At 73.1% G+C, this 19945-nt stretch carries 18 protein-coding genes; 3 read left to right on the forward strand and 15 right to left on the reverse strand.

Annotated elements, in window-relative coordinates:
- Window positions 1-24 precede the first annotated feature (24 nt).
- From V6U77_RS14305 to V6U77_RS14325, 5 genes are read right to left on the reverse strand one after another with little or no spacing between them, the layout of a single operon-like run.
- Window positions 25-1167, reverse strand: coding sequence for a glycosyltransferase (locus tag V6U77_RS14305; protein ID WP_334606798.1), 1143 nt, complete (start codon window positions 1165-1167; stop codon window positions 25-27).
- Complete coding sequence (locus V6U77_RS14310; protein WP_334606799.1) at window positions 1164-2357, reverse strand: hypothetical protein; 1194 nt, start codon at window positions 2355-2357, stop codon at window positions 1164-1166. The genes V6U77_RS14305 and V6U77_RS14310 overlap by 4 nt, the downstream gene beginning before the upstream one ends.
- Window positions 2358-2385: 28 nt before the next feature.
- Entirely contained in the window at window positions 2386-3657 is a 1272-nt protein-coding gene (locus tag V6U77_RS14315) for an ABC transporter substrate-binding protein (protein ID WP_334606800.1), read from the reverse strand.
- 34 nt (window positions 3658-3691) lie between these two features.
- Window positions 3692-4546, reverse strand: a complete 855-nt coding sequence (locus V6U77_RS14320) for a carbohydrate ABC transporter permease (RefSeq protein ID WP_334606801.1) — start codon at window positions 4544-4546, stop codon at window positions 3692-3694.
- A complete protein-coding gene (locus V6U77_RS14325; protein ID WP_158241964.1) occupies window positions 4543-5502 on the reverse strand; it encodes a carbohydrate ABC transporter permease in 960 nt (319 codons plus the stop codon). Before V6U77_RS14325 ends, V6U77_RS14320 begins: the two co-directional genes overlap by 4 nt.
- 722 nt (window positions 5503-6224) lie before the next feature.
- Here V6U77_RS14325 and V6U77_RS14330 point away from each other — a divergent pair.
- The 3 genes from V6U77_RS14330 to V6U77_RS14340 are packed head-to-tail and all read left to right on the forward strand — an operon-like array spanning window position 6225 to window position 9429.
- Entirely contained in the window at window positions 6225-7886 is a 1662-nt protein-coding gene (locus tag V6U77_RS14330; RefSeq protein ID WP_334606802.1) for a carbamoyltransferase family protein, read from the forward strand.
- Complete coding sequence (locus V6U77_RS14335; RefSeq protein ID WP_334606803.1) at window positions 7883-8770, forward strand: PHP domain-containing protein; 888 nt, start codon at window positions 7883-7885, stop codon at window positions 8768-8770. Before V6U77_RS14330 ends, V6U77_RS14335 begins: the two co-directional genes overlap by 4 nt.
- Window positions 8770-9429 (forward strand): L-threonylcarbamoyladenylate synthase, encoded by a 660-nt coding sequence (locus V6U77_RS14340; RefSeq protein ID WP_334606804.1) that lies wholly within the window; start codon window positions 8770-8772, stop codon window positions 9427-9429. The genes V6U77_RS14335 and V6U77_RS14340 overlap by 1 nt, the downstream gene beginning before the upstream one ends.
- A gap of 6 nt (window positions 9430-9435) precedes the next feature.
- Here V6U77_RS14340 and V6U77_RS14345 read toward each other — a convergent pair whose 3' ends face one another.
- From V6U77_RS14345 to V6U77_RS14390, 10 genes are read right to left on the reverse strand one after another with little or no spacing between them, the layout of a single operon-like run.
- Window positions 9436-10206 carry a class I SAM-dependent methyltransferase gene (locus tag V6U77_RS14345; protein WP_334606805.1) on the reverse strand — a complete coding sequence of 257 codons (771 nt, stop codon included), beginning with the start codon at window positions 10204-10206 and terminating at the stop codon, window positions 9436-9438.
- Window positions 10203-11075 carry a phytanoyl-CoA dioxygenase family protein gene (locus V6U77_RS14350; protein ID WP_334606806.1) on the reverse strand — a complete coding sequence of 291 codons (873 nt, stop codon included), beginning with the start codon at window positions 11073-11075 and terminating at the stop codon, window positions 10203-10205. Before V6U77_RS14350 ends, V6U77_RS14345 begins: the two co-directional genes overlap by 4 nt.
- Window positions 11076-11122: 47 nt before the next feature.
- Window positions 11123-12073: an SDR family NAD(P)-dependent oxidoreductase gene (locus V6U77_RS14355; protein ID WP_334606807.1), complete on the reverse strand. Its 951-nt coding sequence runs from the start codon at window positions 12071-12073 to the stop codon at window positions 11123-11125.
- Window positions 12074-12128: 55 nt separating this feature from the next.
- Window positions 12129-12875, reverse strand: a complete 747-nt coding sequence (locus V6U77_RS14360; protein ID WP_334606808.1) for a phytanoyl-CoA dioxygenase family protein — start codon at window positions 12873-12875, stop codon at window positions 12129-12131.
- 33 nt (window positions 12876-12908) lie between these two features.
- The gene (locus tag V6U77_RS14365) at window positions 12909-13838 is read right to left on the reverse strand and encodes a TIGR03621 family F420-dependent LLM class oxidoreductase (RefSeq protein WP_334606809.1); all 930 of its coding nucleotides are present in this window, start codon (window positions 13836-13838) and stop codon (window positions 12909-12911) included.
- Window positions 13835-15859, reverse strand: coding sequence for a hypothetical protein (locus tag V6U77_RS14370; protein ID WP_334606810.1), 2025 nt, complete (start codon window positions 15857-15859; stop codon window positions 13835-13837). Before V6U77_RS14370 ends, V6U77_RS14365 begins: the two co-directional genes overlap by 4 nt.
- Window positions 15856-16701, reverse strand: a complete 846-nt coding sequence (locus V6U77_RS14375) for a class I SAM-dependent methyltransferase (protein WP_334606811.1) — start codon at window positions 16699-16701, stop codon at window positions 15856-15858. Before V6U77_RS14375 ends, V6U77_RS14370 begins: the two co-directional genes overlap by 4 nt.
- Window positions 16698-17735 carry an HAD family hydrolase gene (locus V6U77_RS14380; protein WP_334606812.1) on the reverse strand — a complete coding sequence of 346 codons (1038 nt, stop codon included), beginning with the start codon at window positions 17733-17735 and terminating at the stop codon, window positions 16698-16700. The genes V6U77_RS14375 and V6U77_RS14380 overlap by 4 nt, the downstream gene beginning before the upstream one ends.
- On the reverse strand, window positions 17728-18873 hold the full coding sequence (locus V6U77_RS14385; protein ID WP_334606813.1) for an enolase C-terminal domain-like protein: 1146 nt from the start codon (window positions 18871-18873) through the stop codon (window positions 17728-17730). Before V6U77_RS14385 ends, V6U77_RS14380 begins: the two co-directional genes overlap by 8 nt.
- Window positions 18870-19943 carry a hypothetical protein gene (locus V6U77_RS14390; protein ID WP_334606814.1) on the reverse strand — a complete coding sequence of 358 codons (1074 nt, stop codon included), beginning with the start codon at window positions 19941-19943 and terminating at the stop codon, window positions 18870-18872. Before V6U77_RS14390 ends, V6U77_RS14385 begins: the two co-directional genes overlap by 4 nt.
- Window positions 19944-19945: the final 2 nt, after the last annotated feature.

Consider the following 19945-nt stretch of genomic DNA (forward strand, 5'->3'; position numbering starts at 1 on the left):
CTCGCCAGGCCGGGTCGGAAGGCGTCAGGCCAGCCGGTGACGGGCGAGGATCCCCTGCCGGGCGGCGGCCGACGGGCGGTGGAAGTAGAGCAACTCCCGCGGCGTCGTGACGCACTGCACCGGCCCGACCAGCACGGCCCCCGTCGTGTCGTCGATGACGACCAGGTCCCGCTCGGCCGCCAGTTCCGGCAGCCGGGCGAGGGTCGCCGGCGCGGTGGCGTCGTCCACCTCGACCAGCTCGTACGCGGACGGCTCCGGCAGCCTGCCCGCCAGCGCGCGCGCCGCGAACTCCATCCGGATCATGCAGTCCAGCCAGTCGAGGCTGCGGTCGGCCGGGTCGAACGCCCGGCAGATGACCTGCTGGACCGCGACCTCGGCCACGCCACCGTGCTTGTCGACGAAATGGTCCAGGTTGCGGCGCCACTGCCCGAACATCTCCGGCGTGACCTCGCGCTTGCGTTGATAGGCGAGAGCCCCCGGGTGGAACGCGAACGCCAGCCCCCGGCGGTGCAGCCGGTAGCCCAGCTCGGAGTCCTCCAGGCCCCACCCGAGGAACCCCTCGTCGAAGCCGCCGACCGCGAGAAGATGCTCCCGGCGCACCGACAGGTTGCAGCTGAACGCGTAGTGCCAGGAGGTGGCCAGGTTGTTGAAGTTCTGCGAGAACGCCGCCAGTACGCGGTCACGACCATCCCAGCCGACGACCGCCGGCAGCGCCTCCAGCGAGAACTCCCGGGCCAGGCGCTCGTCGTCGATCCTGCCCGGACCCAGGTCCCCCCGCGGGCCCGCCACCACCAGATCGGCGCGCAGCCGGTGGTAGCGGGCGTGCGCGGCGACGAAGCCCGGCGCCACGATCTGGTCGGCGTCGGCCAGCACCACCACGTCGCCGGTGGCCTTCCCGATCCCGGCGTTGCGGGCGGCGGCCCGGCCGGAGGCCGCGGTGCGCGGCAGGAACACGTACGTCAGCGGGTACGGCAGCTCGAGATCGGCCAGCAGCTCTCCGGTGCCGTCGGTGGAGCCGTCGTCGACCACGATGACCTCCAGCGAGTCGCCGGCGTCGAGCTGGCACAGCGCCAGGCACCGCAGTAGGCGGCGCACCTGCGGACCGGCGTCGTAGGAGGGGACGACGACGCTGAGGCGCAGGGCGGGCCCGGGGTCACTGGCGGTCACTTCGGCTCGTCCTCCTTCTCCGTGCCGTCGTTCCACCGTGGCCGCATGGCGTTGCCGTCGGGGTCCCACAGCGCCCGCAGACCCGGCCAGGACTCGATCGCGCCGAAGCCGGCGCGCATCCCCGTCACGCACAACGGGGTGATCAGCGCGGCCGTGTCGAGAATCCGCTCGCGCGGACACGTCTTGCGCAGCGCGCCGGCGGCGAACGTGCCCAGCGCGAGTCGGGCCCAGGGCGCGGCGTCGAGCTGCTTGTCGAACGTCGTCGGGCCGGCCGGTTCCAGCATGCCGCGGGCGATGACGCCCTGCGTGAAGCTCGTCAGCCAGAACTGGAACAGCATGCTCGGCCCGAATCCGGTCGTGACGGCCTCCGGGTGGTAGTCGAGGTCGCTGGCGAACGCCTCCTCCACCTCAGGCGCCGTCATCCCGGCCGGGAACAGGACCTCGTTGATGTTCATGGTGGACCGCTCCCGCCGACCGAGCGGCTCGTAGTGGCACAGCGACTCGAAGTCGCCCAGGCCCATGTGCGCCACGGCGGGCGGCTCGGCCACGGCGCCGGTAAACGGCTCGGCCCCGAGGTCGTGCCCCAGCGGGAACACGGCCGAGTTGCGGACGCCGTAGAACAGGTCGTTGAGCAGGAGGCTCCCCGAGGGGCGGTGCTCGACCAGGTTGGGCACCGCGACGTACGTCCTGCGGCCGTGCTCGCTCAGGAACTCGAAGATGGCCCGGTTGTCGGGCTTGTCGACGTCGTAACGCTCGGCGTACCCCGCGAACTGCCGGGCGAGCGGGGCTGGCATGACCAGGGCCTGGGTCGGCGCCCACGAGTCGATCACCGGGGTCCAGGAGGCGCCGGTGAACGCCGCCAGCCGGACCGCCTGCGCGGTGGCCATCACCCAGTTGCCGTGCAGGGCGACCGCGCCCTCCGGCGCCACCCGCAGAGCCTGGTGGACCGCCGCGGTGAAGCCGTCGCAGAGCTGCACGTCCTCCTGGAGCACGAGGTGGTGGGTGGCGTCCTCGCGTACCGTGCTCCAGGCCAGCTTCGCCGTGCGCAGGGTGGCCGGACGGCCGCCGGGATCCGGGTCGAGCACGATCTGGATGTCCAGGTCCGGGTGGCGTCGCCGGAGTTGCTCGGCCTGGTGTCGCCGGTCGGGATGGGCCATCACGACCGTCGACAACCTGATCTCATGCACCATGTCGCCTGCGTCCTCCTGCTCGGACCCGTCACTTGTCGAGAATCTCATTGACTTCTTTCTCTGCCTTGATGAGCGCGTCTTCGACGGTCTCCTCGCCGCGCACGGCCGCGAGTAGGTGGACCAGGATGGCCCCGGCCAGTTGCGGCCACGACTGGACGGTCGGCGGGTCGATGGCGTGCTCCATCTGCGCGACCGCGACGGCGGGTACGGAATTCTGCGCGTAGAAGCCCTTGAGCTCCTCGATCGTGCTCCGGCGGTTCGGCAGGTAGTTGGAGGCCCTGACGAAGTCGCCGTTCTTCGACGTGCTCAGCAGGTAGGTGATGAACCGGAACCCCGCCTCCTGCACCTTCTTCGGCGCCTTGTTGAACAGACAGATGTTGGCCCCGCCCATCTCGGCGAAGGTCCCTGCCGGCCCGGCCGGCATCGGCGCGGCCGCCATCTCGAACTTGTCGCCCACACTCTGTTGGATGAAGGACAGCGCGGTGCTGTCCGACACGTACAGCGCGGTCTTGCCTGCGCCGAAGTTGAGCTGGCCGGCGGACGGCTCCGACGACACGCGGATGTGCTTCTTCTGCGCCAGGTCGACCCAGAACCTCAGCGCGTCGCGGCCCGCCGGGGAGTTGAACGCCGCCTTCGTCTGCCCGTCGTCGAGGACCTTGCCGCCGTACGCGTGGACCATCGAGTTCCACACCGACACCATGAACGGCGAGTTGAAGAAATCGGCCGCCCAAGTGTCGGCCGTGTTCAGCTTCGCGGCGTACTCCGCGAACTGCGCCCACGTGGCCGGCGGCGCGGTGAGACCGGCCTGTCGCAGCAGCCCCTTGTTGTAGTACAGGAACGAGATGTTGCGGTCGAACGGCAGGGTGAGCTGCCGGCCGTCGATCTTCGTGGACTTCAGCAGCACTGGGTGGAAGTCGTCGAGGTCCTGGGCCGTCATCGCGCCGGGCGCGCCGAACATGGTGCTCACGTCCGCGAGGCCGTTGGCCTTCGCGTAGGCGGCCGCCCACGACGGCTGGCACGGTGACAGCGTCGGCGGCTCGCCCGCCGAGAGCTGCACCAGGGTCTTCTGCAACAGGGTCGCCGGGTCGGGGTACTGCTGCAACTTGACGGTGATTCCGCTCTGGCTGGCGTTGAACGAGCCGACGATCTCCGTGAGCGACTTGAGCACCGCGCCCTGGTTGGCGGTGCCCACCGTCACGGTGATGCGCCCGTCGGCGGCCTCGTCCCCGCCGCCGCCACAGGCCGACGTCCCCGCCAGCACCGCTACGGCGGTGAGCGCCACCAACCGTCTGACACGCAACGACTGTCTCATCCGTGCTCTCCCATAATCGTCGTCATCGGGCAGCGGACCTCTCCTCCGGCGTGTCACCGGTCATCGCCGCCGTCACCTGGCGGCGGGCCAGCAGGTACACCGTGAGCACCGGCGCGGTCACCAGCACTCCCGCCGCCGCGAGGATCGTCGGCGACGATCCGGCGTCGACGTTGTTGAAGTACGACAGCGCGACCTGCACCGGCCGCACCGCCTCGTCCGTGGTGAAGATCAGCGGCCACTCGAAGAGGTTCCAGCCGGCGATGAAGCTGATGAGAGCCGTCGCCGCGACCGCCGACCTGCTGCTGGGCAGGGCGATCGTGAAGAGGTACCGCAGGTGCGAGCAGCCCTCGACGTAGGCGACCTCCCACAGCTCGCGCGGCAGCGAGAGGAAGCGCTGGCGCATGATGAAGATGCCCAGCGGGCTCGCCATGAACGGCACGATCAGCGCCCAGTAGGTGTTGAGCAGACCCGCCGTGCGCAGCACCGCGAAGTTGGGCACGAAGCTCAACTCGCTCGGCACGACGAACGCCGCGATGACGATGCCGAACAGGATCCGCTTCGCCGGCAGGCGTACGTTGACCAGCGCGTAGGCGGCCAGGCAGGACGTGAGCGTGGCGAGCAGCGTGATCGACAGCGCGACCACGATGGTGTTGGTGAAGTAGCGGGGCCAGTCCTGCGCCGTCAGCACCGCGTCGAAGTTGCGCCACGGTGTCGTGGGCACCAGCGGCGGCGACACCGCCGCGGCCTGGTCCGGCCGGGACATCGAGAGCACGAGCATCCAGTAGACGGGCAGGGCGAAGAGCAGGCAGGTGCCGTAGAGCAGCACGCTGCCGACCCGGTCGCGCCAGGTGCGCGGGCCCCGCAGCCAGGGCGTCACCGGTAGAAGACCCTTCGCTGGCCGAGCGCCGCGCCGACGGCGAGCACGGCCATGATGACGGCCGTCAGCGCGGTCGCCACCGCCGCACCGTAGCCGCCGTCGAAGTTCACGAAGGCCTGCTGGTACTGGTAGAGGTTGACCGTCAGCCCGCTCAGCCCCGTGCCACCGGTGCCGGTGGTGAACATGAAGCTGACGACGAACACCTTGAGCGCCACCGACGTGTTGAACACGACCAGCAGGTAGGTGGTCGGGCTGACCAGCGGGAACGCGATGCTGCGCAGCATGCGCCCGGCGCCCGCGCCGTCGACCGCGGCGGCCTCGTAGACCTCGCGCGGGATGCGGCCGAAGCTCGACAGGTAGAGCACGAGGCTGAAGCCGGTGCCCTGCCACACCGCGTAGACGGCCATCGCCGGCACGATCCAGCGCGGGTCGCCGAGCCAGTCGACGGGGCCGATGCCGAGGTGGCCGAGCAGCGAGTTGAGCACGCCGTAGTCGCCGTGGAAGATCCACGACCAGGTGAGCACCGTGGCGACCGGCGGCAGCACGTACGGCGAGAAGATCACCGACTCCAGGACGTGGCCGGTGCGGATGCGCCGGTAGAGCGCCCAGCCCAGCACGAAACCGAGCACCGTGGTCGTCGGCACGGTCAGCAGCGCGAAGTAGGCGGTCTGCCGCAGCGCCTGCCAGAACTTCTCGTCGCCCGCCAGCTCGCGGTAGTTGTCGATCCCGACGAAGGTCGGCGAGTCACCGAGCAGGCTCCAGTCGTAGAGCGAGATCACCGCCACGAAGAGGCTCGGCACGACGAAGAAGACGAGCAGCGGCAGCACCGCCGGCGCCGTGAGGAGCAGGCCGAGCAGCGTCTCGCCGTTCCGCCGTCGCCGCTGCCGCGAGGCCGGCCGCTCGGCACGCCGAGGTGTCGGTGGGCGCGGCCGGGCACGCGCATCCAGCTTGGTCATGACGCCCCCCGTACGCATGAACGAGCACCACAGATGCAATGGATCTACGACTGGGCAATGTCGCTGATGAATAGCTGGTGGCATGTGCCCATCGGCTTCGGGCGCTGTGTGGAGCAGATCGACGCCCGGGAATCACCTGATCGGCAGACTATCACCGTCCCCGCGACTCTGTAACCCGGATTCCGCTCGCCCGCGACCCGCGCGGTCGACGGGCGACAATGGCGCAGCACAGGCGACATTCAATGGCAGAAAATAGCCGATCCGGACGCGGCCCGTCACAGCGACACGGCCCGGATCGAACCGTCGCCGTCGACGGACGACCGTGCGGGTGAGAGCCGAGCGGCAGCGCAGAGCGGGTGCCGCTCGCCCGGCGGGCACCCCTGGAGGGGGTGTGGCGACCCGGCGTGGCCCCGGCTCGCGCGCCGGGGCGTACGCGTGCAGGAGCTCGTGGCGCCGGCGGCCCGCGCTACGCCGGCACCAGACGCGGCATCGACGCCGGTCGCGCCCGACTCTTTCGTCTATGACGGCATTCGATGGCCGTTTCGAATGTCGAGGCACCGGCATTTCCGTTCCACCATTCGATGCGTGCGTCTTGCGGTGAGGGCTGGACACGCTGCCGAGGTTCGGCAAGGCTAAGGCGGACGCCGGTCTGCCGACGCAGCCAGGCGGGCGCGTCGGCGCAGGCGAACCGAAGCCCGGCAACCGGATCACGGGGTGACGCCATGATTGTTCTCGGCCTCGCTGGCGGCCTGGGTCACGACGCGTCGGCGGCCCTGGTGGTCGACGGACAACTCGTGGCGCTGGCCGAGGAGGAACGCTTCATCCGCCGTCGGCACGCGCACGAACAACTGCCGGCGGAAGCGAGCGCCTACTGTCTGGCCACGGCCGGGATCACCATGGCCGACGTCGACGTCATCGCCACGAGCTGGCTGGCGACCGACTCCGCCGACGTGCAGCTGGACATGCTGGGCGGCCTGCTCGCGCACCCCTACTTCGCCGGCGGCCGGCGGCCTCGCTGGGAGCAGGTGTCGCACCCGATCTCGCATGCCTCCGCCGCCTACCACACCTCCGGGTTCGACGAGGCGACGATCATCAGCACCGACGGCGTCGGCGACCGCATCTCGACTCTCGTGGCCCACGGTCGCGGCACGGCCATCGAGGTGAAACGCCACTGGCCGATCAGCGAGTCACTCGGCATGTTCTATCTCGGCCTGACCAACTACCTCGGCTTCCGCTTCGGTCAGGAGGGCAAGGTCATGGGCCTCGCCTCCTACGGCGCGCCCGACGAGAGCTGGATGCCGTTCGTCCTGCACGACGACGGCGGCTACCACACCGGCCTGAGCCCGCTCGGCGAGGACCGGCCGAACTTCGGCCCGCCGCTGGTGCAGGCGTGGGCGGCCCGCGTGGCCGAGCGCTTCGGTCCGCCCCGCCCGCGACGGTACGCGTACAACCCCGTCAACGCGCGGCTCGAGGTGTCGGCCGAGACGGGCGAATCGCAGCGCCACGTGGCCGCGTCGGGCCAGCGCGCCCTGGAAAGGGCGTTGCTGCACCTGGTCGGCAGCGCGGTACGGGAGACCGGCTGCCGCAACGTCGTACTGGCCGGCGGCGTCGGGCTCAACTGCACCGCCAACGGCGTCATCTGGCAGTCGGGCCTCGTCGACCAGCTCGCCATCTTCCCGGCCAGCGGGGACGCGGGCACCAGCGCCGGCGCGGCGCTGGCCGTCGCCGCCGCGGCGGGTGAACGCCCCGCCCGGGGGCTGGGCAGCGCCGGCCTCGGACCGCAGTTCGGCGACGACGAGATCCGCACCGTCCTGCGCGACAGGAACGTGCCCTACACCGACGTCGACGACATCGCCGACACCGTCGCCGAACTCATCACCGACGGCCAGGTGGTGGGCTGGTTCCAGGGGCGCGCCGAGTTCGGGCCCCGGGCGCTCGGGCAGCGCTCCATCCTCGCCTCACCGCTGCGCCGCCCGATGCACCACCGCGTCAACGCGATCAAGAACCGTGAGCAGTGGCGGCCCCTGGCACCCAGCATGTCCGTCGCCGCCGCCGAGAAGTACCTGGTCGATCCGGGTCCCTCGCGGTTCATGCTGGCCGCCTGCCAGGTGCGCGAGGACAGGCGCGACGAGATCCCGGCCGTCGTGCACGTCGACGGCTCGTGCCGCCCCCAGATCCTCGACGACGACGCCCCGGCGCCGTACCGTCGCCTGCTGGACCGCCTGGCCGCCCGGGGGCATCCCGAGATCGTCCTGAACACCTCCTTCAACCTCGCCAACGAGCCGATCGTGCACTCGCCGCAGGACGCGCTGCGCTCGTTCTTCGGCTCCGGCCTGGACGCCCTGGCCATCGGCTCGATGCTGGTCCGGAAGCCCGTCGGATGACGGCGCCGCAGGAGGGACGGCAGGAACCGGACGGGGTGTCCGGCGACCCGGCGACGCCCCCGGCGGACGGCCACGTGCACAGCGAGTGCTCCTGGGACGCGCCCTACTCGTCGATGGAGCTGGCCTGTCGCCGCGCCGTCGACATCGGGCTGCCGTCGATCGCGTTCACCGACCACGCGGACTTCACGCCGCGCCGCATCGCCGCGGCCGTCACGCCGCCCGAGTGGAAGCGCGGCCTAATCACCGACCGGGTGCTCACTCCCCCGCCGCTGGACGTGCCGCGCTACGTCCGCAGCATCGAGGCCTGCCGGCGGATGTTCCCGGGGCTGCGCATCCTGTCCGGCGTGGAACTGGGGGAACCGCACCGGCACCCGCGGACGGTCGCCGACCTGCTCGGCGGCGCCGGCTTCGAACGCGTCCTCGCCTCCGTGCACACCCTGCCGGCCGGCGCGGGTGCCAGTACGGTCGACGCGGCGCTCGACGTCAGCACGCCCCGCGAGGTCGTCCGCCGTTACCTCGGCGAGGTGCGGCAGCTCGTCGAACGCTTCGACGACTTCCACGTCCTGGCCCACATCGACTACGCCGCGCGGTTCTGGCCGCGCGAGCACGCGGAGCACCGGGCGGCCGACTTCGAGGACGACTACCGTGCCGTGCTGGCCGTACTCGCCGCCAAGGGCAAGGCGCTGGAGGTGAACACCCGCGTCCCCCTCAGCCTCGACATCCTGCGCTGGTGGCGCGACGAGGGCGGCGAGGCGATCACCTTCGGCAGCGACGCGCACCGACCCGAGCAGGTCGCTCGCGGCTTCGCCGACGCCGCGGCACTCGCCGCGACGGCCGGGTTCGCGCCCGGCCGATTCCCCGACGACCTGTGGCGGCGCCGCTGATGGCCCCGGTACGCGTCCTGCCCGCCACGAACGCGACCGCGACCCTCGACGCCTGCGCCGCGGTCGTCGACGCCGGCGGTGTCGTCGCGCTGCCGACCCGCCGCTGGTACATGCTGTGCGCCGACTCCGGCGACGAGGCCGCGTGCCGCGCCCTGTTCGTCGCCAAGGGACGTCCGGCGGCCAAGCCGCTGGCGCTGGTCATGCCGTCGAACGCGGCGGTCGCGGCGCGGTTCGTGCTCTCCCCCGCCGCCGGGCGGCTCGCCACGCGGCTCTGGCCGGGCGACCTGGCCCTGCTCCTGCGGTGGCGGCGCGCCGAGGACGCCGAGCGGCACCCGTGGCTGGGCAGCGGCACCGCGATGGTCACCCGCGACCCGTGGCTGCTGGGCGGCCTCGCGGCTCGTACCCGCAACCCGCCCGCGACGACGGTCGTCAGCCGCAGCGACGGACGCACGCCGGCCGAGCGTGCGCCCGCCCTCGCCCCGGCGGCCGTCCTAGCTTTCGTCGAGGCCCAGGGCGCCCCGGTGGAGCTGCTCGTCGACGGCGGGCTGTGCCCGCTCGGCGTCGGCCTGACGGTCGTGGACTGCTCGGCGGAGCCCACCGTCGTGCGCGCCGGCGCCGTGCACCCGCGCGCGGTCGAGACGGCGCTGCGGGAGCCGTGAGCCCGTTCACGACCGCTTGCGGACGCTCCAGATCACGTCGATGGGCCAGCGGCTCGTCCACTCCGCCGGCCGGTCGCCGAACGTGGTCCGGGCGTCCGCCGCCGGGGCCTCCTCGACGAGCCGTTCGACGACCAGGTCGTGCACGCCGAACAGCCGCACCCACTCGCCGTAGCCGAGGACGAAGTCGACGGCGTCCGGCGCCACCCGCCGCATGTGCAGCCCGAAGTACGCCTGGCGCAGCTGCCCGGTGAGGGTGCGGCTCTCGTGGTCCCAGCACATGGCGAAGAGCGGCGAGTTGGTGCAGAAGGCGAGCTGCCCGCCGGGGCGCAGGACCCGGGCGAGCTCCGGCACGGTGCGGTACGGATCGGCCCACGACATCCCGCCGTAGTCGGAGAATGCCACGTCGAACGAGGCGGCCGCGAACGGCAACCCGTGCGCGTCGGCCTGCACGAGGGCCGGCCGGCGTACGGGGTCGCCCCGGCCGTGTCGGCCGGCGTGGCGCAGCTGGGCCAGCGAGATGTCCAGGGCGACCACCCGGGCACCGCGCCGGGCCAGGGACCGCGCCCAGTGCGCGGCCCCGCAGCCCAGCTCCAGCACGTCGCGACCCGCGACGGGATCCAGCACCCGCAGCTCGTCCTCCGGGCGGCGCCACAGGCCCCACGCCTCGGCGGCCGAGCGCAGCAGTTCGCCGTGCTTCTGCTGGTAGCCGTCGCTCCACGTGTCCCACGTACGTTGGTTGCCGCGGGCGATGTCGCCGCTCGGAGGCCGGGCGCTCACCCGGCGCCGCCGCCCGCCGCCGGTTCGTAGACGACCGGGAAGTCGGGGTGGTCGAGAACCTCGAACGGCTCGATGCCGCGCTCCGCGATGGTCGGCGACGGCACGCCCATGTAGACCGCGTCGGCGGGGAGGAAGGACGGCCGGTACACCCACCGGGCCCGGGTGCCGACGTTGGCGTCGGTGCCGTGCACCACCCAGCTGCAGTGCGCCATCACGTCACCGGGCTCGAACGACATCTCCTCGGACATCCGGCAGGACCGCAGCCGCGGCGCGAGGCGGTAGGCCTCGTCGAGGTCGACGCAGGCGCCGCCGCGCCACAGCGGCCCGAGCTTGTGCGAGCCGGTCAGGTACCGCACCGCGCCCTGCTCCGGCGACACGTGGTCCAGCGGGATCCAGAAGTAGATCCACGACCGGTCGGTGGGATTCTTGTCCTGGTGCCAGCCCAGCGCCTGGCCCCGGTCCTGCCGCTGGCTCAACGGAAGCTTGACGAGCAGGATGTCGTCGAAGAAGCGCTGCGCGTGGTCGCGGCCGAGCAGCAGGGCGGCGTTGCGGCCGAGCTGCCTGGACAGCACCACGCGCTCGTAGAGGTCGTCGACCTCCGACGGGCTGCGGAAGGACTGCGACGCGGGCGAGGTCTCGAAGTCGAAGCCGAGGCGTTCCTCGTTGGCGTCCCCGTTCGGACCCATGAGCTGCTGCGCCCGCCGCAGCAGCGAGCCGACGAGGGCCGGGTCGATCAGCCTCGGCAGGCGGACCCAGCCGTCCTCCCAGAACCGTTCGATCTCCGCCCGGGTGACCTCCCTGATGCCCGGAACGTCGGTGCCGGCCGACCGTGGCGCCGTGCCGGTACCCTCGGCGTGCTGAATGCTCATAGCGTTCCCCTGCGATGTCGTCGTCTCTGGCGTCGGGCGGACCCGGCTCAGAACTCCCGGTGCGGTCCCTGCAAAGCCTTGTACTCGGGGTGGGCGCCGAACAGCCGGCGCAGGCCGAAGCGGGTCTCCTCCAGGGTCCAGAACCCCGGCTTCTCGATCGACTCCGCCAGGTCCCACGGGCGGTAGCGGCCGATCAGCCCGCCCATGACCCGGAACACCTGCCCGGTGATCCAGCCGGCGTCGGCGGAGGCGAGGTACGTCGACAGCATCGCGGCGTGCCTCGGCGAGCTGGCGTCGCCCGCGTCGTGCGACTCGGTGGTGCTGGCGCCGACGTGCCGCGCCATCCGGCCCCGCACGTTCGCCGCGTTGACCGCGTTGACAGTGACGCCGTACGGGTACATCTCGTGCGCGAGCTCCAGCGTCATGCCGGCGATGGCGCCCTTGGCGGCGGCGTGGGTGACTCCCAGGTCGGGGCGGCCGACGAGGCCCGTGGCGGCGGTGAAGGTGATCAGCGCGGAGGGGGAACCGGCCCGTTGCGCGCAGTTCGCCCGCCACCGCCGGCAGGCCGCCGCCCCGACGAGGTACGTGTGGGTGGCGTGCGACTCCAGCACGTTGCGCCAGTCGTCGATCGTGGTGTCCCACACCGGGCTGGTACGCAGCGTGCCGGCGGCCGCGACGACCGCGTCGACGTTGCCGTGCGCGGCGAACAGGTCGTCGACCAGCTCCTCCACCTGCTCGGCGTCCGTGACGTCGCAGAACCGGCCCTCGATGCTGCCCCGGTCGCCGGACTCGGCCGCGAGCCGTTTGGCCACGTCCGTGGCGACGGCCGTGTCCTGGCCGACGCCGTCGACGCTCGTGCCGTTGTCGGCGATGACGACGGTCGCGCCGAAGCGGGCCGCCTGCACGGCGACGGCGCTGCCGATGTCGCCGGCGCCTCCGGTGACCAGGACCACCCTTCCCGCGAGATCGATCGGTACGGACAGCGGCGTCAACTTCATGCGTCTTCACCTGTGCCTTTCGGAGGGGGTCACACAGCGGGCGGGACTGCCCCGGCTACGCCGGGTTCTGCACGGTGCCGTCGGCGCGGTACCAGGTCTGTGCGCGGTAGGCGCCGAAGCTGAGGCTGCGGGCGGCGAGGCGCCGCCCCTCGGTCACGATCCCCGCGTGGTGGGCTATGTCGCTGTCGAAGAGGATGAGCGTCCCGGCGTCGCCCAGCACCGCGACGCGGTGCTCGTGCAGCTCGGCGGGCAGCACCCGCGCGTCGTCGTCGCTCGGCACGACGTGGCGCTCGCGGTTGTCGCGCTGGAGTTCCCGCGTCAACAGGTGCGAGCCGGGCACGCAGTGGAACGGGCCGTTGTCCGGCCCAACGTCGGTCAGGTAGACGAACGACTTGAGGTGGCGCATCTTGTCGTAGTGCAGTTCCTGCACCCGGGTGCTGCTGCCGACCACGTCGAGGATCGCGTAGACGGTGCGGCTGAAGATGTACCCCTCGCCGAAGAAGCCGCTGACCACGGCCTCCAGTTCGGGGCGGGCGAAGGCGGCGGTGAGCGCCGGGAACTGCGCGGCGTCCATGTCGGCGCGTTCCATGCGGACGGACTGGCCGAGGGAGTACTCCTCGTGGTGCGCCCAGGGCGGGGTCCGCTCGAACAGCTCATGGCACTCCCGGACGGCCGCGGCGGTCTCCCGCGCGTCGAGGTAGCCGGGCACGAGCACCACACCGTCCTTCTCCAGTACGTCCAGGACCGCCGGGACGTCGTGGACGGCGGCGCGCTGGATCGTCTGGTCCTGCTGCGTCGTCATGTTCAGCCTCCGTTGTGAGATCGTTGCCGGCGCTCAGCTGCCGGCCAGCCGTTCGATCACCGGGCGGACGAGGTCCAAATGCGCGTCGCGGAACACGTGGTAGCTGATGCCGGTACGCGCGCGGCGCTCCCACAGCAGGTCCGCCAGCTCCTGCGGGTCGCGGCCCAGCAGGTGCTCCGGGGTCTGCCGGGCGGTCGTGTCGCTCACCCCGGTGGCGGCGACGTGCTCGTCCAGTTGCCGCTGCGCCTCGGCGCCGGTGCCGGCCCGTACGACGAGGACGTGCAGCTCGACGTCGGCGGCGCGCGCGCCGAGATGCTCGCGCAGGACGGCGGCCTTGCGCTCGATGGACTCCAGCGACGCGTCGTCGGCGATCTGCCGTGGCGTGGAGCCGGCCGACATGCTGCGAGAGAAGCTGACGATGTCGGCCGTACGCGCCGCGAGCCGCAGCATCCGGTCACCACCCGCGCCCACCAGCAGCGGCACCCGGGGACCGTCGAGGCCCCGCAGTCCCTGCACCGTGTAGTGCTTGCCGTGGAACGTGTACGGCTCGGCCGCCCAGCTCCTGTGCAGGATCTCGATCGCCTCGGTGAGGCGGTCGACGCGCAGCCGCCCGGGGTCCATCGGGATGCCGAGCTGCTGGTAGTCACGCTCCATCCAGCCGGCGCCGACGCCCAGCTCGAACCGACCGTCCGACAGCAGCGCGAGCGTCGTCGCGTCGCGGGCGAGGAGCGCCGGGTGCTGGAGGTCGTTGTTGTGCACCAGGGTCGTGACGGTCAGCGACGTGCGCGCCGCAGCGTCCGCCAGCGCCACGAACGGGGCGAACTGCGGGGTCGTGTGCAGCGGGACGTGCAGCGCGGTGAAGCCGCCGTCCACCACCCGCGCCAGCAGGTCGTGCCACGCCGCGCGGGTCGGGGCGCCCTTGGTCAGCACCCCGAACCGGAACGGGCGTACCGGTGTGTTCATAGCCGCCTCACCTCGTAGGACAGGTCGGTCGGAAGCAGGTGCCCGGGGTCGGCCCCCGGCGGCCTCAACAGCGTCGCCGGCAGTGCACAGCCGGCGGCGCGCAGTTCGCTCAGCAGCGACCACCGGGTGAGCCCGTTGGCCGCCAACGTGTCCCACGGCGTCGCTCCCCAGCGCTCGCGGTAGCCCAGCCACGCGGTGGGCGCCGGGCGTACGGCGCAGTAGACCGCCGCGAGGTGGTGTGCCGCCACCCAGGACACGCACACGGCGGGCCTGGGCGGTGCGAGGGCCTCCCGCACCGCGGCCAGCGTCGCGCCGTCGAGACGGCCGGGTTCCACCAGCGCCACCACGCCGATCCGTACGCCATGCGGCGCGGCCAGCCGCATCGCGGCGAGTGCCTCGGTCACGGCCACGTCGCCCACCGCCAGGATCGTCGCGTCGTCGGCGCCGGCGCCGCGCAGCCTCATCCCGACCGCCGGGCCGCCCGGGTCGGGCGGGTCGAGCAGCGGCTGCTTCGAGCACACCACCGTGGCGACGACGTCGCGGTCGTCGAGCAGGTCGTCGAGCCGGGTCGCGGCGGACCGCGCGCCGGTCGGGAAGACCACCCGCACCGGGCAGTCGCCGCCACGGGCCAGCAGCGCGCCCGCGAGGTCGGTGTTCTGGTGCGTCGGCGCGTTGCCCCAACCGAGGCTGGTCAGCACCACGGCGAGCGGCGGGCGGCCGGCGGGCGGCCGGGTCGTGAGCAGCTTCAGGTACTGTGCGAGCTGGGTGGCCAGCAGCGGCGCGAACGCCTCGTAGGAGACCACCGCCGCGGGCATGCCGGCCTCGGTGAACCCCCACGCCCAGGCGGAGCAGAGTTCCTCGGCGAGGACCTCGGTGACCAGGCCGGCGGCGAGGCAGCGGTCGAGGCGGTTCGACGCGCCCTCGTCGGGTGACAGCACCCGTACCGCCCGCCGCGCCAGCACCCGGTCGACCTCGCGCATCGGCGCGGTGCCGGCCGGCGGTGGCGTACGGGCGCCGGCGCGGGCCGGGGGGTCGGTGCCGATCTCGGTGCGGATCCGGTTCGCCAGGCGCCGGACGTGGGCGGCGACGCCGCCGTCGGCGCCGATCACCGGCGGGTCGTTGAGCGCGCCGAGCCACGTGCGCACGTCGTCGCGCAGCGCCGCGTCGGCGAGGTCCAGCCCGGCCGGCTTGTGCGCGTGGTGGCCGCGGAACGGTTTCCCGCCCAGTTCGGCGGGGGCCGGCCAGCCCTTCTCCGTGACGCTCAGCCACACGACCGGGTCCCGGGTCCCGGCCAGTTCCCAGGCACGTCGCGCGGCCCGCGCGGCGTCGTCGCCGCGCGGGCCGCTGCCGAGCACGGTGTAGCCCATGCCCTCGAGCAGCCCGCGCAGACGCTCCGGCGAGAACCGGGCGGCCGAGCCCATCCGGGCGCCGTTGACGTTGACGACCGGCAGCCAGCAGGCCCCGTCCGCCGGGCGGAGCACGTCGTGGTGCGCGAACGCGGCCAGCGCCGCCGGGGTCTCGCACTCGCCGTCGCCGACCACGACCGCGACGCGCAGCCCCGGCCGTGCCGCGGCGAGACCCTGGGCCACCCCGAGCGCCGGGCCCAACTCCCCGCCGACGTACGGCACGTCCGGCTCGCCCAGCAGCTCCGACGGGTCGCCGCCCGGCGCGCCGTAGCGCCGGATGGCGGCGCTGACCTCGGCCGCGGTGCCGCCCCGACGCAGGACCCGGTGCGCGAACGTGAAGCTGCCGGCGTGCCCGGTGCCGACGACGAGGAGGAACCCGTCGTCGTCGCACTCCTGGGCCAGGTGCGCTGTCACCCAGGCGATGCCGGGGTTGCAGCCCCAGTGCCCCACCGCGCGGGACCGCTGCGGCTCGCCCGGCGGCGGCCAACTGAGACCGGTGGCGTGGCTGAAGGCCAGCAGGCAGGCGGCGCGCCAGTAGTCGGCCGCCGCGCCGCCGGCGGGCGCGTCGACGTCTCGGAGCTCCTGCCCGGCGGCGACGCCCTCGATCGCGGTCACCCCGCGCCGCCTCCCCCACCACCGCGACGCGCGACGATCACGTCGGTGTGCTCCACGGTGGGGAACCCCTCGTCCGGCACGATGTCCCGCAGCCGCCGCCCGAGTTCCCGCCGGAACTCGGGCAGCCGTTCACCGAACTGCACCGGGGACGCGTACGACGTCGACAGCTGCTGCCCGATCACCTCGTCGACCGACAGCAGCCGGTGCGTGGTGAAGCGACGCTGCTCGACGACGTGGAACGCGGAGTCCGCCAGTACCTGCTGGTGGGTGCGTTCCGGATGGCTGTAGGTGCCGCCGCCGGCCCTGCGGCGCGGCCCGAGGAACTGCGTGACCACCTCGCGGGTCACCTCGACCCAGGGCCCCTGCAACGTGCCGTCGCGCGACCAGATGCTCGCCGAGCCCGACACCAGGGCCACCCCGCCGTCGGGCTCCACGACCCCGTCGAGGAAGGCCAGCACGCCGTCGCGGTCCATCCAGTGGAACGAGGCGGCCATCGTGCACAGCCGCATCGTCGGCAGGTCGCTCGCGCGCAGGTCCTCGGCCCGCGCCACGAGCCAACGGATCTCGCCGGCGAGGTCGCCGGGGACCCGCCGGCCCCCCTCGTCGACCATCTCCGGGTCGGGGTCCACGGCCCAGACCCGGCAACCGGCCACCGCGAGCGGTACGGCCAGCTGCCCGGTGCCGCAGCCGAGGTCGAGCACCGGCGAGCCGGCGCCGAGCCGGAAGACGTCCACCAGGTGGTCAATGGCCTCCGCAGGGTACGGCGGCCGGTACCTGGCGTAGTACGCCGCCGTGCCGGCGAACAGGTCCTGGTCGTAGGTCGCGCTCTCGTGCCGGTTCATCCGACTCCGCCTTTCCCGCGATCTCTGAGGAAGAGCACCAAATCGGCCATTCTCTCGGACACCGCCGTGCTGGAGCGGGCTTCCCGGATCATCGCCAGCGCGTGTCGGCGATCCGAGGCGGAGAGCACGTCCAGGCTCAGTCCCTCCGCGTCGAGCAGCGCCCTGAGCTCGGCGGGCGCCTGGTAGGGCCGCCGGTCCCGGGGCAGGTGCAGCCAGGCCAGGTCGGGCAGCGCACCCGAGGCCGCCACGACCGCCGGCGGCAGGGCCCGGCGGCGTACGACCACGGCGGCGGTGCCCGCCGCGCCGGCGGCGAGGCGTACCCGGGCGCGGGTGACCCGTACGACCAGCGGGGCCAGGTGCGGGGCGACGATCATGTCGCGGCCGGCGAAGTGCTCGCGCCGGCCGGCAACCACCGCCGCGGCCTCCTGCGGACGGGGACCGGCGGCGCGGAGCTGGGCGGTGAGTGCCGCCGTCGCCGCGCCGTCGCCACCCACCAGTCGGGTCTGCAACCCGGCCGCCTCCGGTGCCCGCTGGTCGGCCGCGAGGTCGTCCCCGACGACCAGGGCGGCGCGGGCGTCGACCTTCTCCTCCTCCCGCAGCCTGGCCCAGAAGCGCGGGTCGTCCTTGACCATGCCGTAGCCGCGCGACTCGACGACGGTGTCGATGTGGCGGGCGAGCGGCTGCGGCAGCGGCGGGGTGCCCGGGCCGGCGTTCGTCGCGACGATCATCCGCCAGCCCAGCCGGGCGGCCGTGTCGAGCAGTTCCTCGGCGCCGGGCAGGATGACGGTGTCGCCCGGGTCGTCGGTCAGCTCCGCGAGCACCGCCGCGCGGACCCGCGGTTCGAGCGGGCCGAGGCGCCGCAGGCACGCGTCGGGGTCGGCCGCCGTCAACACCGCGGCCCGCACCTCGGCCTCGGGTCGGTCGGCGGCGGCGGCGCGTACCGCCCGCACGACCCGTCCGGCCAGGCCGGGTCGGGTCCGGGTGACGAGGGTCCCGCCCGCGTCCACGATGAGCACGGGCTGCCGGTCAGACATCCGTCAGGTCCAATCCGAGGTCCGTACGCAGGTCGCCGCCCCATCCCGGAGCGGTCGGCACCGGCAGGGCGCCGGCGGGTTCGGGGACGGGCGCCTGCGCGAGGTGGTGGCAGCGCCGTGGTTCGAGCAGCAGGTGAAGCTCGATCACGTCGATCGGCACGCCGATCGCGGCCAGGTGCAGGGCCGGTAGCAGCCCGCCGCCGTGCGGCGCGCAACGCGCACCCGCCCGCGCCGCGGCCCGGACGATCGCGAGCAGGCTCATGAGGCCGCCGCAGAAGACGGCGTCCGGCTGCCAGACGTCCACCCGGGCGGCCCGCAACTGCGCCGCGTCGGCCGCGCCGTAGCAGTGCTCGCCCGCGGCGTGCGCCACGCCGAACTCGCCGGGTCGCGCCCGGTCCACCTCGTCGGGGTGGTACGGCTCCTCCACCCAGGCGAGGCCGCCGGCCATGGGTGCGCAGGCGGCGCGGACCCGTTCCGGGCGCCACCTGCCGTGGAAGTCGACCGCGAGGCGCCCGGGGCCGTGGCGGCGTACGAAGTCGGTGGTGACGTCGATCAGGTCCGGCCCGAGCACGACCGGGTCCCACTTCTGCACGGCGTACGTCTCGGCCACCGCGTCCATGACGGCCGCGACCCGGGCCGCGTCGCCGCGTACCCCGAAGCACGTCGCGTAGGCGGGCACCCGGTCGACGACGGCCGTCGGCGCCAGCAGCCGCCAGACCGGTTGCCCGGCCCGCTTGGCCGCCAGGTCCCACAGCGCCAGCTCGATCGCGCCGACGGCGACGGCGAGCAGCCCGGTGTGCGCGTGCCGGGTCGCCCGGCGCAGCAGCCTGCCGAAGCCGACGGGGTCCGCCTCGGCGGGCAGCCGGGGCAGCGCCGCCGCCACCAGGCCGGGCACCTGCCGGACGGCCGCGTCGTCGATCGGCCCCCACCAGCCCCAACGGTCGCCGTCGCTGACGCCGACCAGCCAGCCGCGTACCGCGTCGGTGCGCACGTCCGGGCGCACCGCGGCGTGGTGGGCCCGCGGTGCCGGGGCCGGCAGGTCCAGCTCGCGCAGCGCGACCCTGACAACCGGGACGGCAGGCGTGTCCGGCGCGTCCCGGCCGGAGTCGGTGGCGACGAGGTCGGGCGTGGGGCTCACACCCGCGGCCCCGCCACGGGCCGGCCGGCGAACCGCGAGTACCACAGCGGCCGGTAGTTCTCCCACGAGCGCGGCGCCAGGCCGGTCGGCTCGAACACGGTCTCCAGTTCGCCGCGCAGCCTGAGGTAGTAGCGCAGGTCCTCGGCCTCGCGGTGCCGCGCCCGCCGCATGTAGTCGTTGTGCGCCTGGTACACCTGGATCCGCGGGAACGTGCCGACGTGCGGCGCGAGGTAGGACAGCCCGCTCAGGGCCCTGTCGTAGGAGTCGAGCCCCGCGACGTAGGTGAAGTCGCACAGGATGTCGAGGTCGCGGCAGTCGTCCATGATCTCGGCGGAGCGCTCCAGGGTCAGCGACGCCTTGGTGTCCTTCAGCAACAGCGTCCGCCGCTCGAAGCACTCCAGCGTCAGCGTCAGGTGGAATGGGCCGCACTCCTCGCGCAGCCGCACGAGGTCGTCGTGGTCGCGCAGTACCGACGAGAGCAGGTGCAGCCGGCCCTTGAAGCCGTACCGGTCGGCGGCCCGGCGCAGCGCCGACATGTGCTCGATGGCCATCCCTGGGTAGTGGAAGCACCCGCTGCACACGGTGATGACCTCGGCGTGGCTGAGGTCCGGCCAGCCGTTGTCGGCCTGTAGCCACTCCAGCAGCTCGGTGAGCTGGCTCTCCGACGTCAGCGTGTCGTCCGAGGCGTCCTCGATGACGTTGGGGCAGAACATGCAGCCGGTGCACCGCGACCGCGAGTGGGTGTTGAGGGTGATCGACCGCCCGCCGGCGCGCAGGTAGGTCAGCACCACGTCGTCGTTCTCGAGCGCGACGACGTCGGCGACCGGCTCGCCCTCGAACAGCAGCGCGCCGTCGAGGACCTCGAACCGGGACTGCTCGTTGTCGAACGGCAGGATGATCTGCCAGACCTCGTCCGAGCCGACGGGCCTGAGCTGCATGCGGGCCCGCGGGTAGTCGCGCAGCGGGCGGGCGCCCTCCGCATTGGCGGCGATCAGCGCGACGTCCACGAACGGCACGTCGAACTCCTTGGACAGGGCTCGCAGCTGTTCCACCGCGGAGCTCATCGCCATGC

The organism is Micromonospora sp. CPCC 205546 (assembly GCF_036902715.1).
Lineage (GTDB): Bacteria > Actinomycetota > Actinomycetes > Mycobacteriales > Micromonosporaceae > Micromonospora.